At 43.5% G+C, this 16417-nt stretch carries 18 protein-coding genes and 1 tRNA gene; 7 read left to right on the top strand and 12 right to left on the bottom strand.

The window, feature by feature from the left end:
- Positions 1-6: 6 nt before the first annotated feature.
- The 11 genes from rpsS to ACHEVO_RS12545 all read right to left on the bottom strand — a co-directional run bounded on the left by rpsS (position 7) and on the right by ACHEVO_RS12545 (position 8834).
- Positions 7-282: a 30S ribosomal protein S19 gene (rpsS, locus tag ACHEVO_RS12595; protein ID WP_010196682.1), complete on the bottom strand. Its 276-nt coding sequence runs from the start codon at positions 280-282 to the stop codon at positions 7-9.
- Between the two features lie 12 nt (positions 283-294).
- A complete protein-coding gene (gene rplB, locus ACHEVO_RS12590) occupies positions 295-1122 on the bottom strand; it encodes a 50S ribosomal protein L2 (RefSeq protein ID WP_057758702.1) in 828 nt (275 codons plus the stop codon).
- A gap of 11 nt (positions 1123-1133) precedes the next feature.
- A complete protein-coding gene (gene rplW, locus ACHEVO_RS12585; protein WP_057758700.1) occupies positions 1134-1484 on the bottom strand; it encodes a 50S ribosomal protein L23 in 351 nt (116 codons plus the stop codon).
- A complete protein-coding gene (gene rplD, locus ACHEVO_RS12580) occupies positions 1481-2083 on the bottom strand; it encodes a 50S ribosomal protein L4 (protein WP_057758698.1) in 603 nt (200 codons plus the stop codon). The genes rplW and rplD overlap by 4 nt, the downstream gene beginning before the upstream one ends.
- Positions 2084-2097: 14 nt before the next feature.
- Positions 2098-2736, bottom strand: a complete 639-nt coding sequence (gene rplC / locus ACHEVO_RS12575) for a 50S ribosomal protein L3 (protein WP_057758696.1) — start codon at positions 2734-2736, stop codon at positions 2098-2100.
- Positions 2737-2785: 49 nt separating this feature from the next.
- Positions 2786-3097: a 30S ribosomal protein S10 gene (gene rpsJ / locus ACHEVO_RS12570; RefSeq protein WP_010196670.1), complete on the bottom strand. Its 312-nt coding sequence runs from the start codon at positions 3095-3097 to the stop codon at positions 2786-2788.
- A gap of 410 nt (positions 3098-3507) precedes the next feature.
- On the bottom strand, positions 3508-5109 hold the full coding sequence (locus ACHEVO_RS12565; protein ID WP_102092408.1) for an Rne/Rng family ribonuclease: 1602 nt from the start codon (positions 5107-5109) through the stop codon (positions 3508-3510).
- 120 nt (positions 5110-5229) lie between these two features.
- Positions 5230-5913 (bottom strand): Maf family protein, encoded by a 684-nt coding sequence (locus tag ACHEVO_RS12560; RefSeq protein ID WP_394125154.1) that lies wholly within the window; start codon positions 5911-5913, stop codon positions 5230-5232.
- 105 nt (positions 5914-6018) lie between these two features.
- Positions 6019-6504 (bottom strand): rod shape-determining protein MreD, encoded by a 486-nt coding sequence (gene mreD, locus ACHEVO_RS12555; RefSeq protein ID WP_057758689.1) that lies wholly within the window; start codon positions 6502-6504, stop codon positions 6019-6021.
- 118 nt (positions 6505-6622) lie between these two features.
- Positions 6623-7483, bottom strand: coding sequence for a rod shape-determining protein MreC (mreC, locus tag ACHEVO_RS12550; RefSeq protein WP_394125153.1), 861 nt, complete (start codon positions 7481-7483; stop codon positions 6623-6625).
- A gap of 313 nt (positions 7484-7796) precedes the next feature.
- A complete protein-coding gene (locus ACHEVO_RS12545; RefSeq protein ID WP_057758685.1) occupies positions 7797-8834 on the bottom strand; it encodes a rod shape-determining protein in 1038 nt (345 codons plus the stop codon).
- A gap of 25 nt (positions 8835-8859) precedes the next feature.
- Between ACHEVO_RS12545 and ACHEVO_RS12540 the strand changes: the two genes are divergently transcribed.
- From ACHEVO_RS12540 to ACHEVO_RS12510, 7 genes are all read left to right on the top strand, one after another.
- Complete coding sequence (locus ACHEVO_RS12540; protein WP_394125152.1) at positions 8860-8988, top strand: hypothetical protein; 129 nt, start codon at positions 8860-8862, stop codon at positions 8986-8988.
- A 528-nt stretch (positions 8989-9516) separates the two neighbouring features.
- Entirely contained in the window at positions 9517-9831 is a 315-nt protein-coding gene (gene gatC / locus ACHEVO_RS12535) for an Asp-tRNA(Asn)/Glu-tRNA(Gln) amidotransferase subunit GatC (RefSeq protein ID WP_057758683.1), read from the top strand.
- 81 nt (positions 9832-9912) lie between these two features.
- On the top strand, positions 9913-11409 hold the full coding sequence (gene gatA / locus ACHEVO_RS12530) for an Asp-tRNA(Asn)/Glu-tRNA(Gln) amidotransferase subunit GatA (protein WP_394125151.1): 1497 nt from the start codon (positions 9913-9915) through the stop codon (positions 11407-11409).
- Positions 11409-12935, top strand: a complete 1527-nt coding sequence (gene gatB / locus ACHEVO_RS12525; RefSeq protein WP_102092404.1) for an Asp-tRNA(Asn)/Glu-tRNA(Gln) amidotransferase subunit GatB — start codon at positions 11409-11411, stop codon at positions 12933-12935. Before gatA ends, gatB begins: the two co-directional genes overlap by 1 nt.
- A gap of 114 nt (positions 12936-13049) precedes the next feature.
- Positions 13050-13126 (top strand) — tRNA-Pro (locus ACHEVO_RS12520).
- A gap of 214 nt (positions 13127-13340) precedes the next feature.
- Positions 13341-14186: a hypothetical protein gene (locus tag ACHEVO_RS12515; protein WP_201599198.1), complete on the top strand. Its 846-nt coding sequence runs from the start codon at positions 13341-13343 to the stop codon at positions 14184-14186.
- A 405-nt stretch (positions 14187-14591) separates the two neighbouring features.
- Positions 14592-15569 carry a DUF1853 family protein gene (locus ACHEVO_RS12510; protein WP_394125150.1) on the top strand — a complete coding sequence of 326 codons (978 nt, stop codon included), beginning with the start codon at positions 14592-14594 and terminating at the stop codon, positions 15567-15569.
- An 81-nt stretch (positions 15570-15650) separates the two neighbouring features.
- Here ACHEVO_RS12510 and ACHEVO_RS12505 read toward each other — a convergent pair whose 3' ends face one another.
- Positions 15651-16193 (bottom strand): DUF2726 domain-containing protein, encoded by a 543-nt coding sequence (locus ACHEVO_RS12505; RefSeq protein WP_057758628.1) that lies wholly within the window; start codon positions 16191-16193, stop codon positions 15651-15653.
- Positions 16194-16417 lie beyond the last annotated feature (224 nt).

Below are 16417 nucleotides of genomic sequence, written 5' to 3'. Positions count from 1 at the left end.
AGCACCTTATCTCTTAGCTTTTTTGTCAATGCCGTGACCACGATACGTACGAGTCGGGGCAAATTCACCTAGTTTATGACCAACCATCTGCTCGCTCACGATAACCGGTACATGAGTACGGCCGTTGTGAACAGATAAAGTTAGGCCAACCATTTGTGGCAGAATCATCGAGCGGCGCGACCAAGTCTTAATTGGCTTGCGTGAGTTGGTGTCTAATGCATTCTCAACTTTAGCAAACAAGTGCGCGTCTATGAATGGACCTTTTTTCAATGAACGAGGCATGAAATTCTTCCTTTATTTCTTCTTGGCGCGACGGCGGATGATCATGTTGTCAGTACGCTTATTGTGACGCGTTTTAAGTCCTTTAGACTTCTGACCCCAAGGGCTGGTTGGATGGCGACCTTTGTTACGACCTTCACCACCACCGTGTGGGTGATCAACCGGGTTCATAGCGACACCACGAACAGAAGGACGAACACCACGCCAACGTGAAGCACCGGCTTTACCAAGTGATTTCAAGTTGTTTTCAGTGTTAGAAACTTCACCAATAACAGCGCGGCAATTTACGTGTACACGGCGAGTTTCGCCAGAACGCATACGTAGAATAGCATAAACACCGTCACGACCTAGTAACTGAACGCTAGCACCCGCAGAACGAGCCATCTGTGCACCTTTACCGATTTTAAGCTCGATATTGTGAATCACAGTACCCAATGGGATGTTTTTTAGCGGTAAGCAGTTACCTGGACGAATTGGAGAAGTCTCGCCTGACATTACTGTATCACCAACTACTTGTTTCTTAGCAGCGATAATGTAACGACGTTCGCCATCAGCATACTTAAGTAGAGCAATATGAGCAGTACGGTTAGGATCGTATTCGATACGCTCTACCGTTGCTGGGATATTGTCTTTAGTACGTTTGAAATCGATAATGCGATAATGTTGCTTATGACCACCGCCAATGTGACGAGTAGTAATGCGGCCATTATTGTTACGACCACCTGACTTGCTTTTTGATTCTAGAAGTGCTGCAAACGGACGACCTTTGTACAGGTGTGGATGCACTACTTTTTCAACAAAACGACGGCCTGGTGATGTTGGCTTTGCTCTTACGATAGGCATGAGTGTAATCCTTATTCGTTATTCGCTGTTTCACTAGTAGAATCAGTAGTATTCGCTACTTCTTCACCAGCATCAGCCATTTGTACATCTTGACCAGCTTTTAAGGTAACATAGGCTTTTTTGTAGTCGTTACGACGGCCGATGCTTTTACCAAAACGCTTTGTCTTACCTTTAACATTCAAAGTGTTTACTTTAGTAACTTCAACACCTTCAAACATCAACTCAACTGCTTTCTTGACTTCAAGCTTAGTAGCATTAGAATCAATTTTAAATACCTGCACACCAAGTGAGTCGCCAAGCATTTGAGATTTTTCTGAGAATACAGGCCCTCTTAAGACCTGATAAAGTCTTGCGTTATTCATGCTAGTGCTTCCTCAAATTGTTTCGCAGCTTCAACTGACATGATCACTTTATCAAATGCGATCAAGCTCACTGGGTCCACTTCATTTGTACCAAGTACATTGACATGTGGAATGTTGCGAGCAGCTAAGTATAAGTTTTCATCAACTTCTTTAGTAACGATTAGTGCACGAGGTGCATTCAAATCGTTTAACTTAGCAATCAGTTCTTTGGTTTTCGGCCCAGAAACGCTCAACTCTTCTACCAAAATCAGACGCTCTTGACGAATCAATTCTGCTAGGATGCACTGCATCGCACCGCGATACATTTTACGGTTTACTTTCTGTGACCAATCTTGTGGTTTTGCAGCGAATGCACGACCACCTGAACGCCAGATTGGGCTACGAATAGAACCCGCACGAGCGCGACCAGTACCTTTTTGGCGCCATGGCTTAATACCACCGCCAGAAACTTCGGCACGTGTTTTTTGTGCGCGTGTACCTTGGCGAGCACCAGCTAAATAAGCGGTGACGACTTGATGCACTAGTGCTTCGTTGAATTCACGACCAAATGCCGTATCAGAAAGCTCAACCGCCGCACCTGTAACTGTTTTTAAATCCACGTTAATCCCCTTGCTTAGGCTTTGACTGACGGACGTACGATAACATCGCCACCGGTGGCACCTGGGATAGCACCCTTGATGACAAGTAACCCTTTTTCGGCATCAACCGAAATCACTTCTAGGCCCTGAACGGTAACACGTTTGTTACCCATCTGACCCGCCATCTTCTTGCCTTTGAATACTTTACCTGGTGACTGGTTTTGACCAGTTGAACCATGCGCACGATGAGACACTGAGTTACCATGAGTAGCATCTTGCATACTAAAGTTGTGACGCTTAACAGGGCCTTGGAAACCTTTACCTTTGCTCTGTCCTGTCACATCAACCATCTGACCTTGTTCGAACAAGTCAGCTAGAATCTCGCCACCAATCTCACGACCTTCAAGATCGCTTTCGTTGGCACGGAATTCCCAAACACCACGGCCAGCTTTAACACCAGCTTTAGCGAAGTGACCCTTTTGTGCAGCTGTTACGCGGCTGTCACGACGAGTACCTGTGGTAATTTGGATGGCTTGATAACCATCTACATCAGTATTTTTTACTTGAGTAATGCGGTTTGCATCGACCTCAACAACTGTTACAGGGATAGATGCGCCTGTTTCAGTGAAGACACGGGTCATGCCGCACTTTTTACCGACTAAACCGATCGCCATTTTAGACCTCTTTATATCTTATATTAATGGGTTGGGTGTTTAATGTGCATTAACCCAAAGCAATTTGAACGTCAACACCCGCCGCTAAATCTAATTTCATTAGCGCATCCACAGTTTTGTCAGTTGGCTGAACGATATCAACCATACGCTTATGAGTACGAATTTCGTACTGGTCACGAGCGTCTTTGTTAACGTGTGGTGAGGTTAGAACGTTGAAGCGCTCAATGCGAGTCGGCAACGGTACAGGACCACAAACTTGCGCACCGGTGCGCTTTGCAGTATCAACAATCTCTTGTGCAGATTGATCAATCAGACGATGATCAAAAGACTTAAGACGGATACGGATTCTCTGGTTAGCCATGCCAGCAAGCTCCTAATATGTGCCTTTGTCATTCTTGCGTCGCAAGACCATGATCAAAAGCAGTTTGGTTAAATATTCACTTAAAGCGGCCTTCTGTTCTTAACCAGAATGAGTTCTTTATCCGAACTTATAGCGTGCCAAAAGCAAAATAGTTTAAAGCCCCGCCAACCCTCCTATTAATTGGAAAGTAGCAAAGGCATAATGAAATAGTGCTAGAAACGATGCTCTAGCTGTCATAGCGCCAGCTTTTTTTATTCAGCTGCGCATATATAATTCAGTGGTGTATATTATACATAGTATTTTAGGTATTGCAAGAGCAATCTCTAGTATGATTAGAGACGCTCTTTCTTAGACTAGCCTTTAGTTAAATAAATATTTTCATCTAGAACTATTATTTATTTTAAATAATATTAATCTAAAACAATATCATACTGCTCTTGAGTGTATAGATTCTCTACATCAAAAGTAATGACCCTGCCCAATAGATACTCTAAATCAGCCACTGTGTCTGACTCTGTTGTAAGTAGTAAATCAATGACTGCTGCATGAGCTACTACTGTGAATTTCTTAGGAGAGTTATAAGTGCGGGCGCAGCGCATGATCTCACGAAAAATCTCAAAGCAAACCGTCTCTGCGGTTTTGACAAACCCTCGTCCTTGACAAGTTGAGCACGGTTCACAAAGCTGCTGGCCCAATGATTCACGCGTGCGCTTGCGTGTCATCTCTACCAGTCCAAGCTCACTAACTTGTGTAATTTTGGTTTTTGCATAATCTTGGGTAAGCTGCGCCTGTAAGCTCTCAAGCACGTCATCTTTATGCTGCTGTTCAAGCATATCGATAAAATCTAGAATAATAATGCCGCCTAGATTACGTAAGCGCAACTGTCGAGCGATAGCATGTGTGGCTTCTAGATTAGTCTTATAAACCGTATCCTCTAATGAGCGACCGCCCACAAAAGAACCTGTATTAACATCAATCGTGGTCATGGCTTCGGTCTGATCGATAATCAGATAACCGCCAGACTTGAGATCGACACGGCGCTTTAGTGCGTCACGCAAGTCATCCTCGACACGATGTACATCGAACAATGACTGCTCAGCGGTGTAATGCACGATACGATCATAGACGAAAGGAACAAACTCTTTGGCAAAATATCTGACTTGCTCATAAATCTGCGTATTATCAATGATGACTTTTTCGGTATCAGCGTGAACCAAGTCACGGATAGAACGTAATGGTAATGATAGTTCCTGATAGATCAGCTCTGAGCTCTGATGATGATTAATCTCTTGGCGACGAGCACAGATAGTACGCCACAGCTGCAATAGATAATAGATGTCCTCTTCTAATTTATCGACAGGCACACGCTCAGCAGCGGTGCGGGCAATCAGTCCACCCTTTAGATTGACCGTCTGCATTAGGCTACTAAGCTCAGTCTTTAATCGGCTACGCTCTTCTTCACCATCGATACGCTGCGATATACCAATATGGTCACTCGATGGCAAATATACTAGATAACGTGATGGTAGTGAGATGTTGGTCGTTAGACGAGCACCTTTGCTCCCTAACTGGTCTTTGGTTACCTGTACCAAAATACGCTGACTTTCATGCAGACGATGCTGAATCAATGTTTTAGACGCTGGTACGATCTCTGTACTTTGCGCACTGACAATAGGCGGTGTCACAGCCAAGCTATCAGCAGAAGCATTGGTAGTTGCATCGTCCTCATTTATCTCGTGCTTAGTGGCCTTAGCCGCTTTGTTTTTTTCTGCAACGGGGCGTGGTTCACGCTGCATATCATTAACATGTAGAAATGCGGTCCGCGACTGACCAATATCTACGAAGGCTGCCTGCATGCCAGGAAGGACACGTACGACCGTTCCCAGATAGATATTGCCGACCAACCCCAGTTTGTGATGTCGTTCAATATAAATCTCGCCCAAAATACCATTGTCTAAAACCGCAACACGGGATTCCATTGGACTAATATTAATCAGCAGCTCTTCGGACATAGTTTTTTCTCTTATCTCTCAGCTTTCTTATTAGACGGTCATCGCCTATTAGATTGACAGTGTAACAAATGCGACTTGCTCTTGCCCATTACCCTACCGTGTCATTATGTGCATATCCCATTATAACGGGTTGACTGTGTCCATACTGCCTTCTGTCATTTCTTTGATTAGTGCCAGTGTTTGTGCCAGTGGCAGACCAACGACATTGGTATAGCTGCCGTTGATACGACTGACCCACGCAGCACCCAGTCCTTGAATGCCGTACCCACCTGCTTTATCAGCGGGTTCGCCACTATCCCAATAATCGCTCATTATCTGTGTCGTCAGTGGTATAAAGGTCACTTCCGTACGCTCAGTGATTCGCTGCTGATTAATAACTTGCAAGCACTGTGTAGATTCTGGTGGGCTTGGTTTTGCTATAGGCAATAGCTGTACTTGAGTCGCTTGGACTGCAGTCCATACTTCGTGGACGTTATCAGACATACGCTGCCACATACTATATGCGTGCTCACGATCGACGGGTTTAACCAATACTGTCTTGTCATCTGACAGCACGCCAATAGTATCAGAGGTCAAAATGATAAATGGTGAGGTAAGGCTATCGTGATCCGCTTGAGAGGTATCGCACAATTTATGTATCGCGGCATCGGCTTTGGTTGCGACCATACGTTCGATATAGGCTGTCGGCGACTCATTATCTAACGGCGTCTCATCAATATCCACGCTTAAGATAGTAAAGTCTAGTTGCGCTCTTTCTAGTAACTCACGACGACGCGGAGAGCCAGACGCTAAAACGATATCCATCGATTTTCTCTTTATTTATAAATTTATGATGTGTGTGGTCATACAGTCTTGTGGACAGAGCAAACTACGCTGTTAATCAGAGTAATAGCTATAGCTAGTGACTCATTAACGCGAAAACTTGCGCAAAGCAAACAGTACGAGTGGCCAGCTAATAATACTCATAAACAATGACAAAGCAGACTGAGCGACAAAGACGTTTTGAATAAACATCTGTAGTATCCATAGATTTAACTGAAAGACAATCAGCCCTAGACTAGCAATTAACCAAGCGCTAACGGTATTCAACTGTCTGACATAGATACTGGTAATTTTGATAACCAGTGCAACCACAACAGCGGCGAACGCTTGTTGTCCTAAATGGGTATCCATCAATAAATCAGCAATTAGTCCAACTGTGAATGCGGTAAAAATGCCGACATAGCGCGGCTGAAACAGCAACCAATAAATCAGTACCATGATCATGACCATGGGACGCAATGTGGCCATGCTTGGGCTTAGTGGATAGACATTGAGTGATGATGCAGCAATGAAACTTAGAACAATCACAACTATCAATAGTACCGTGGCATTCTCAGAATCAGGATACGACATGGGTACTTACCTTAGCGAATGTTTTATGGTTGCGGTTATATTGTTGATTGGATATTGGCAAGGTGAATACCATAAGTGAACAGCTTTAAAAAGTTACTACTGTGACTTACGTCGTTATCTACGGAGCAATAGCAACAACATTGTTCTCATTTAACAGCTTGTCTTGAAGTATTAATACATAGGCATTGTCAATAAAATTGGCTGCTGGAGTAACTTCGATCGTTCTAAAGTTGTCGGTTTGCTCGTCTTTGACATGCGCGATATGCCCTACTCGATAGCCTGCCGGAATACGTCCGCCCAGTCCTGACGACACTAGCTCATCACCTACTCGCACATCTGATGTTTTGAAGACGTAATTGAGACTTAATGAAGATGGAATTCCTTGACCTGTGACGATAGCACGCTGACCAGTACGCTTAACAGTAACTGCAACTGACTGCTGCTCATCTGTAATCAACAACAAACGGCTAGTATTCGGGTAGACATTGATAATCTGTCCTAATACACCGTCTTCATCAATGACCGTTTGCCCAACTTGAACGCCATCTTGCTCACCTTTATTAAGCACGACAATTTGTCTGAGCAAGTTGGTATCTGTACCGATGACTTGTGCCAAATTAAGATCGAATTGCTCGGGCTTGGTGGTAGATAAGATACCTTGCAGGCGTGCATTCTGTGCCAAGATATAATCTTGCTGTTGTAGCTTGGCATGCGCGTGTATCAACTGCGACTTTAGCTGCATGTTTTCGCGACGCAGCGCTTCTTTTGACTGCAGGCTGCCACCTGCCCAGTGCTTGGCATAGCTTGGTAATAGAGACAGCTCATAGATTGGCTGCATGGCGGCATGACTGGTGCTACGTACTGGCTTGAACCAATCAGAGTTTTTGCTATCAAACCACATCAAAATCAAGGCTGCTATCAATACAATAACAGTCTTACGAAGTGATAACGGCTGGCGCGCAAAAATACTTGGAGTCATAAGTCGTCTGATTTAAGGATTCTAAAATGAACAATAGCACTTATTTACAGCATGAGTGTTTATCGAGGATATTGGGTTCTAGCACAAATGAATGCAATTAAAGGTAGCACAATCGGCTACCTTTAATTTTATATATAGTCAATTTTCTATAAATTGGATACGGTGTCAGTCTCGCTCAGCCTACTATTTGTAGTACTTTCGCTCGGCTTCTTTGTATCCAAATTATATTGAACCGACTATATTTATAGTTTCATCATTCACATAAATCATCATATATTGCCAAGACTATATAGCAATTAAGGATAAAGATGACTTAAACAAAAATCATGTTTAAACTTTTGTTATTGATGAAATCAAGCGCGATACCACCACCACGGCTAACGCAGGTTAATGGGTCTTCTGCTACCGTCACTGGCAAACCGGTCTCTTGCGAGATAAGTTTATCTAAGTCACGTAATAGTGCGCCGCCACCTGTCAATACAATGCCACGCTCAGCGATATCTGATGATAACTCTGGCGGAGTCTGCTCAAGTGCTACTTTTACAGCGCTAACAATACCACTCAATGGATCAGTCAACGCTTTTTGCACTTCTTCTGAATTGACAGTAAAGGTCTTTGGCACACCTTCTGCCATGCTACGACCACGAACTTCTACTTCTAGTTGGCTGTCTTCATTCAATGCAGAACCGACTTCTTTTTTGATACGCTCAGCAGTCGTCTCACCAATGACACAACCATGCGTACGGCGTACATGGGTGATGATCGCTTCATCAAACATATCGCCACCGATACGAATCGACTCAGCATATACGCAACCAGATAGTGCGATAACAGCAATCTCAGTTGTACCACCACCGATGTCCACCACCATAGAACCACTGGCTTCATGAACTGGCATACCAGCACCGATAGCCGCAGCCATTGGCTCTTCTAGCAATAGTACTTTGCTCGCACCTGCTGATGATACTGCCTCACGAATCGCCTTACGCTCAACTAGAGTAGACTTGCATGGTACACAAACCACAACGTTAGGCTGTGCCATAAAACGCTTGGCTTTTACTTTAGCGATAAAGTGCTTAAGCATTTTTTGCGTCACTTCAAAATCAGCAATCACACCGTCTTTCAACGGGCGAATTGCTGTGATGTTCGCAGGCGTACGACCTAGCATCTGCTTGGCATCGATACCAACAGCGGCGACGGTCGGGTTCTGAGTACGATTGCTTCGTAACGCGACCACCGTAGGCTCGTCAAGCACGACGCCTTTATTAGGAATAAAAATTAGGGTGTTCGCAGTACCGAGGTCGATAGCGATATTATTTGATAAAAATCCAAACAGGTTCATGACTAATATATCCAGCGTCTTACGAATGAGGCGAATGAGATTGACTGAGGTGTTACTCGTCAGTGTTGAGCAGGTCGTCGTTAAACATTACTTGTGGCAACAGTTAATCATCCCAACAAGTCAAAATCCAAAAAATAATGATGAAATGAAAAAACTGAGCTAAATTATACCGATTTAGCTCAAAAAAAACATAGATATTTGCATCAGTAAGTAAGGATTTTTGTCTTAGACGCCAAAAGTTGTTACAAAGTTTGAAATAGTAGTAAATATCATTCAACTCAATGAAACATCATTTAATCCGATAACTAACAAGGCTCTACAGGCAGATGAATGTTTTGCTTAATAGCAGATGCATACTGTAACGTATTTTAGAAGCTAATTGGAGAGCAATTGAGGAACAATGATGAATTAGGGGGTCAGTTTTGCAATTCTCTGTAAATCATTGTGTCTTAATTGGCATTATGGCTTGTCTGACACCATATCTTATTTAATATTACATCTTTATCAACTCAGCCTCTTGGTTGAGATTGTGCATCAATCAAGCGTCATGCTCTGTAAACTTGAGTCAGATGCTTTATAATAAGCCCACTGATTATTTATCTCTATTTTAGTTGTTTCTATTTTAGCGCTTACGTATTTTCGTTTTCGTAATCAACTACTCTAACAAAAACTGTCCTTAACTGGAGAAACTATGTCTCAGCAGCCAGCAACGTCTGACAGCAACGTCAGCCGTGAAGAAATCCTAGAAGTTGCCAACCTTGCCCGCTTAGGTGTCGATGAAAGTACAGCCGATAGCTATGCTGATGATATCAGTAAAGTATTAAAACTGATGAATACGCTGTCTAACGTTGATACGACAGACATCAAGCCACTAGCCAATATTCATGAAGCTTGCCAAGAGTTGCGTGCTGATGTGGCAAAACACGATATCAATCGTGAGCGTAATCAGTCAGTCGCACCTGCCGTAGAAGAAGGCTTATATCTAGTGCCTCAGGTGATTGAATAATAGTGGCTGAATAATACAATCACGCATTTGTCACTATCCCATTTTATTTTATGCTATTAACATTTTGACGGACGACACCTTATGTCTGAACTTCATTTATTAAGTACCGAGCAGCTCATTACTGGCTTGCAAAACAAACAATTTAGCAGCGCAGAATTAACTGAACACTACATCAAGCGTATCGATGCGCTAGACAGCAAGATTAACAGCTTTATCACTCATACTTCTGAGACAGCACGCGCACAAGCAAAAGCGGCAGACGAGATGCGTGCTCAGGGAGATCAGCGTCCACTACTTGGTGTACCAATGGCGCACAAAGACATCTTTTGTACCCAAGGCGTACTGACCACTTGTGGCTCAAAGATGCTGCATAACTTTGTCTCACCATATGACGCGACTATCGTCTCTAATATCGACAAGGCTGGCATGATTAGCTTAGGTAAGCTCAATATGGATGAGTTTGCGATGGGCTCAGACAATAGTAGCTCATACTACGGTACGGTACAGAATCCTTGGAACCTAGAGCGCGTCCCTGGTGGCTCATCAGGTGGTAGTGCTGCTGCCGTTGCCGCTGGTTTTGTCCCTGTTGCTACCGGTAGTGATACGGGTGGCTCCATTCGTCAGCCCGCTTCATTCTGTGGTCTAACAGGTATCAAGCCTACTTATGGCCGTGTGTCACGCTTTGGTATGATTGCCTACGCCTCAAGTCTAGATCAAGCGGGTAGCATGGGACGCAGCGCTAAAGATTGCGCCTATCTGCTCCAACCAATGATTGGTCATGATCCGCGCGATGCAACTTCTATCAAATATGAGATGCCTGACTACGTACAAGACATCAATGATGCAGAGGCCGCGGCTGGCGATAAACCATTTGACGGCTTGCGTATCGGTGTGGCCAAAGAATACTTCGGTGCAGGGCTTGATAGCGAAGTTGAACAAGCAGCACGTGCGGCTCTGAAGAAATATGAAGAGCTAGGCGCAACGATTGTAGAAGTGAACATCACTGATCCTGAGATCACACTTGCCACTTACTATATGCTAGCACCTGCTGAAGCATCATCGAACCTATCACGCTTCGATGGCGTACGCTTTGGCTATCGCTGTGAGAATCCAACGGATCTTATCGATCTATACACACGCTCACGCTCTGAAGGCTTTGGCCCTGAAGTACAGCGCCGTATCTTGACAGGAACGTATGCGCTATCGGCTGGCTACTTTGATGCTTACTATACTAAAGCACAGAAGATTCGCCGCTTAATCGTTAAAGACTTCGATGAAGCCTTTGCTAGCTGTGATGTGATTGCTAGCCCAACTGCACCGACAGCTGCCTATAAGCTTAGTGAAGACCTAGATCCTGCAACGATGTATTTAGGTGACGTTTATACCATCGCGGTCAACCTAGCGGGTCTGCCTGCGCTCAGTCAGCCAGTTGGTTTGACGACAGAAGGCCTACCTATTGGCTTGCAACTAATCGGTAAGCATTGGCAAGAGAGTCAATTGCTCACGACTGCGCACCTGTTCCAGCAGCATACCGATCATCACCTACAACACTCTACCATCGCAAAGGAGACGGTATAATGAGTACAGCTACTACTGATAACAATGCCGTCCGTGAACACGCCGTGCGTAAAGAGCTATTTGTCGATGGCTATGAAGTGGTCATCGGTATCGAGATTCACTGCCAGCTAAATACGGAAAGTAAGATCTTCTCAAGTGCGCCGACTGATTTTGGTCATGAGCCAAACAGCCAAGCTAGTATCGTCGATTTGGGTTTGCCTGGCGTATTACCAGTGTTAAATGCTGGTGTGGTCGATCGCGCGCTAAAATTCGGTATCGGTGTCAATGCTGAGCTGGGTCTGTTTAATACGTTTGACCGTAAAAACTACTTCTACCCTGATTTGCCTAAAGGCTATCAAATCACTCAGATGGCCAATCCTATCGTGGGTGAAGGCTATATCGATGTCGTGGTCAATGAAGGCGAAAAGAACGAATATCCTAAACGTATGGGTATCACTCGCGCGCATCTAGAAGAAGATGCGGGTAAATCTGTACATGACGCAGTCGACGGTATGACTGGCGTGGATTTGAACCGTGCTGGTACGCCACTAATCGAAATCGTCTCTGAGCCAGACATGCGCTCTGCTCACGAAGCACTTGCCTACATCAAAGCCATCCATCAGCTAGTTACTTGGCTAGGTATCTCAGACGCAGTAATGGCCGAAGGCTCATTCCGCTGTGACTGTAACGTCTCTGTGCGCAAGCCAGGCGCTGATCTCGGTACGCGTACTGAGCTAAAGAACCTAAACTCGTTCCGCTTTATCGAACGTGCTATCAATCGTGAAATCGAACGTCAAATCGATATCTTAGAAGATGGCGGCAAAGTCGTACAAGCAACGATGCTATATGATCCAGAGCGTGATGAAACGCGTACCATGCGTACCAAAGAAGACGCCAACGACTATCGCTACTTCCCTGATCCTGACCTACTACCTGTCCGTATCGAGCAGCATACGGTTGATGCGATCAAAGCAGCAATGCCAGAGCTACCAGTCGCTCGTCGCGCACGCTTTGAAGAAGCGCTTGGTCTGTCAGAATACGACGCTCGTATCTTGACTGGTAGTCGTCAAATTGCTGACTATTTCGAAGATGTAGTGGCTGAAATCGGTCAGCAAGATGCCAAAATGGCTGGCAACTGGGTCATGGGCGACTTGCTCGGCGCACTGAACAAAGATGACACCGACATCATCGACTCCCCTATCAGCGCTAAGCAATTGGCTGGCATGCTCAAGCGTATCAAAGATGACACGCTATCTGGCAAACTGGCTAAAAAAGTCTTTAGTGCTCTATATGAGCGCGAAGGCGGCGATGGTGATGATGCAGCAGATAAAATCATCAAAGACAAAGGCCTCAAGCAAGAAACCGATACTGGTGCTATCAAAGCGATGGTCGAAGAAGTCATCGCAAAAAATGAAGCGATGGTCGAAGAGTATCGCGGCGGTAAAGAAAAAGCCTTTAACGGTCTGGTCGGTCAGGTCATGAAAGCCAGTCGCGGTAGTGCTAACCCACAGCAAGTGAACCAAATTCTAAAAGAATTATTGGGTTAACATTGGCTGCTGAGCGATTATACTGACTATGCTATGCAGAATAATATTGTAGAGTTTGGCTGCTATAAATAGCCCTTGCAATATACATAATTTTGCGTAAAATAGTCAGTCACTCGGGGCGTAGCGCAGTCTGGTAGCGCACTACACTGGGGGTGTAGTGGTCGCAGGTTCAAATCCTGCCGTTCCGACCAAACATAGTAGTAAAGAGAAAAGCCAATCATTGTTTTCAATGGTTGGCTTTTTTTTGTGCTAAATTTGGCTGGTAATTGTATGATGTTTTGATTGAGCAAATAATAATAAAAATCTTGCAAGGCATGATGAATAATCTAAAGCCAGTCATCCATATAGTTTTAGACTGGCTTGTCTTATATCTACTTTGATTTAATGGTGTGTAGAGGTGTGAATATGAGTCAGAGCAAAAAAGAGAAAGCGAGAAACCATAAGTTAATGTATAAGTATTTTGAACTCAATTTATCAAAACCTATGGATAGTCAGATTGCAAAAACGATACTGCTTGATAATGAATGTAGTGAACTTCAATCTGAAAATAACTTTTCCTTCATAAATAGTATAAAGTCTGTTGTTGGCCAATTCTTAAAGGAAAATGAACTAAACTATAAAAATAACAACGACTTTAAAGGCAGCCCTGAATGTGACTGTGATTATAATTGTGAATGTGGTCTTAATGAATTTGTGATGCCAGCTTTCAAAAATATGACTGTTGAATTTGGAGTTTACGTAGAAAGTAATTCTGTAATACATAATGCTTTAAAAGAATTCACATCAGAAGAACAAAATAGGCTTTTAAACTGTAATTTAATGGCAGTAATCAGATTGATTTTATATAAGGGGTTAGCTTATTTAGCTTTCGACCTCAATTTTCATGACGTTTCTTGTTGGCATCATGAAGCTGCGGTATTAATGTATGGAGGTTCGATAGTTGGTGAGAGTTTAAGCCCATCTGAGTATGTAGAAGAAAGCGAAGTTATAGCACGTAATTATAAAATTATTGGAGCTAAGGGAGGTTCACAAAAAGCTCTTAACTATAGAAACTCACAGCAAAAGGCATTGATTTATCACGATAAACACCTCAGTGAAAAGCATGAAAAAGGTAAATATATTTATTCCAATGATAAAGCAGCTAGAGAAATAATCTCTTATTTTGAAAGAAAGTCTGAACATCTCGGTTATACAGAACGCTCATTATCTAACATCATAAGCAAGCATCGTAATAGGCAGACCAAAGACTAAAACACCATTTTACTAGCTAAAATGTCACTTTAGTTGCTCCAATTCTGCAGGTAACTTTTTATTTTATTAGGCTCTATTTATTGACTGTTATACAACATAGTGCAACAGCATAATTGGAGCTATATAATGACTCAGCAAGATTATACCCCACCTAATTTAGAGCAGCCACCGCATAACGCGCCTAGCAATTTATCAAAACGGCTACTCCCTATACTTAGAATAGTATTCAGCATTTTATTACCCTACCTGCTATCACTGCCTGATATCAGCATTCATATTCATCATATTAGTATCCTGTTTTAAAGCCGAAAAGCTTAGCACTACCCTAGCCGATACTCGTACCCTATAGACTTTTATAAAGCAAGCCGTTAGGGTAAATGCTACACCTTTACACTGGTTTACCCTATGATCGAGCCTGTCAATCAGCCCACACCTAACTGCCTCATAGATAACGCACCTTGGGAACGTTACCGCCGACCCTATGTGCGCGATTTAGCTTATGTACTGGCATGTCCCAATGTTTTGACACAGTGGCTAGACTTTACGCCGCACCAGAATACACATACGGTTGCCGTGCATAGCGCACAATTTTGGCAGACACAGTTTGAAGCGTATGAGCAACGATTAGCAGAGCTAGATACCACTGCCGCTTATCAAGATCTGACTCGTTATTTACTCAAACGCCCTAGCCCCAATCGTCTAGGTTTTCATTTTGAAGGCTTACTGTCATTTTGGTTAGAGGATGGATTTGCACGCAAGCTACATCCGTATGAGATACTGGCTAGCAATGTGCAGCTCTATAATGGCAAGCAGACGACTGGTGAGCTTGATTTGATCTTGTATAACCATGCAGAACAGCTGGTTGAACATTGGGAACTGGCGATCAAATTCTTTATGGGATCAGCACCGTTTGAACCTGTGAACTGGGTCGGGATTAACTCCAATGATAATCTACAACGCAAGATGACGCACATGCAAACCAAGCAGTTCCGAGCGGTGTGGGTAGATACAGAAAACCATGGACAGGTAAAAATCGATAAGCGTTATGCCGTGATTAAGGGCCGATTCTTTTTACCGATTAATACAAATGATTGTGGTAATCATGATTGGCCATATTGGCTAACGCCGAGTTTTCCAATACATGAATGGTGCGATAAGAGGGACATGGCAGGTCTTGCAGCGATTGACACTACAGATTTGCGAGCCGCGCATTATATTGAATGGTTCACCAAGCGCGACTTTTATGATGAGCGAAATGCTTATAATGGTCATCAGCAGCCGATAGTTTGGTCAGATAGCGAACTACCTAAAACAGGTTTATATTTTGAAGGTAATCGACCAATCGTTATTTACCCAAGGCAATCAGACCAGATCGATGAATAAATTTAGCTAACCTAAAGTTTTAAAATTAAGCTACTTAGATAATGTTTTGGCCTTAATAATCGAACATCTTTCACAGAATGCTTAATAGCTCTCAATCACTTGCATTAGCTCATATCTAAGCATGTCGGCACTCGGCATACGCTCAGCGTGGAAGCGCACCATCGCAATACCTGCACTGGCAAGCGCTTTGTCTTTTTTGTCATCCGCTTTTTGGCGGGCTTTGCTACTATGTGTCCAGTCATCAAGCTCGATAGCGACCAATGTAGTCTGAGCATCGACATCCACAATCACATAGTCAACGCTCTGACGGCAAATACGATTGAACCAAAAGCTACGCTCTGATGTCTCACTACTATTGGCTTCAATAATCCGTGACAGCTGTACTTGGACAAATATGTGATACTCCGGCAGCGCATTTTTTAACTTATTAAAAAATATTACTTCCGTATCGGTCATGATTGGCATCGGCGCAAATGGCCAGATCGCTAGCTCATCACCGCGCACAGGTTTTGGATCAGGCTCAACGACAGGGCGCTTCGTCAGTAGTGTTGGTAGCAGCTTCGGTAACGTAATCAGCCCCAAAAAGCCAACGGCCAATATTAAGAATATAACACCAAACGACATGGTTCTACCTTATACAATATGAGAGTGATGGGCTACTTGTCATTATTAATAGCAATCAATAATGCGCCAACCACGACAAGGCAACCTATATAGGTTGACAGGTTATACAACAACGGATTATAAAAATGGCGCTCATCTTAACTAAGGCGGCGCAAATCAGCAATCTATAAAACAAAAAACACGACAGTATTTGTCGTGTTTTTATATAAAGTAGATAAAAGCCG

This window comes from Psychrobacter nivimaris, from assembly GCF_043419765.1.
Taxonomy (GTDB): Bacteria; Pseudomonadota; Gammaproteobacteria; order Pseudomonadales; family Moraxellaceae; genus Psychrobacter.
This window is presented reverse-complemented; position numbering and strand designations above follow the sequence as displayed.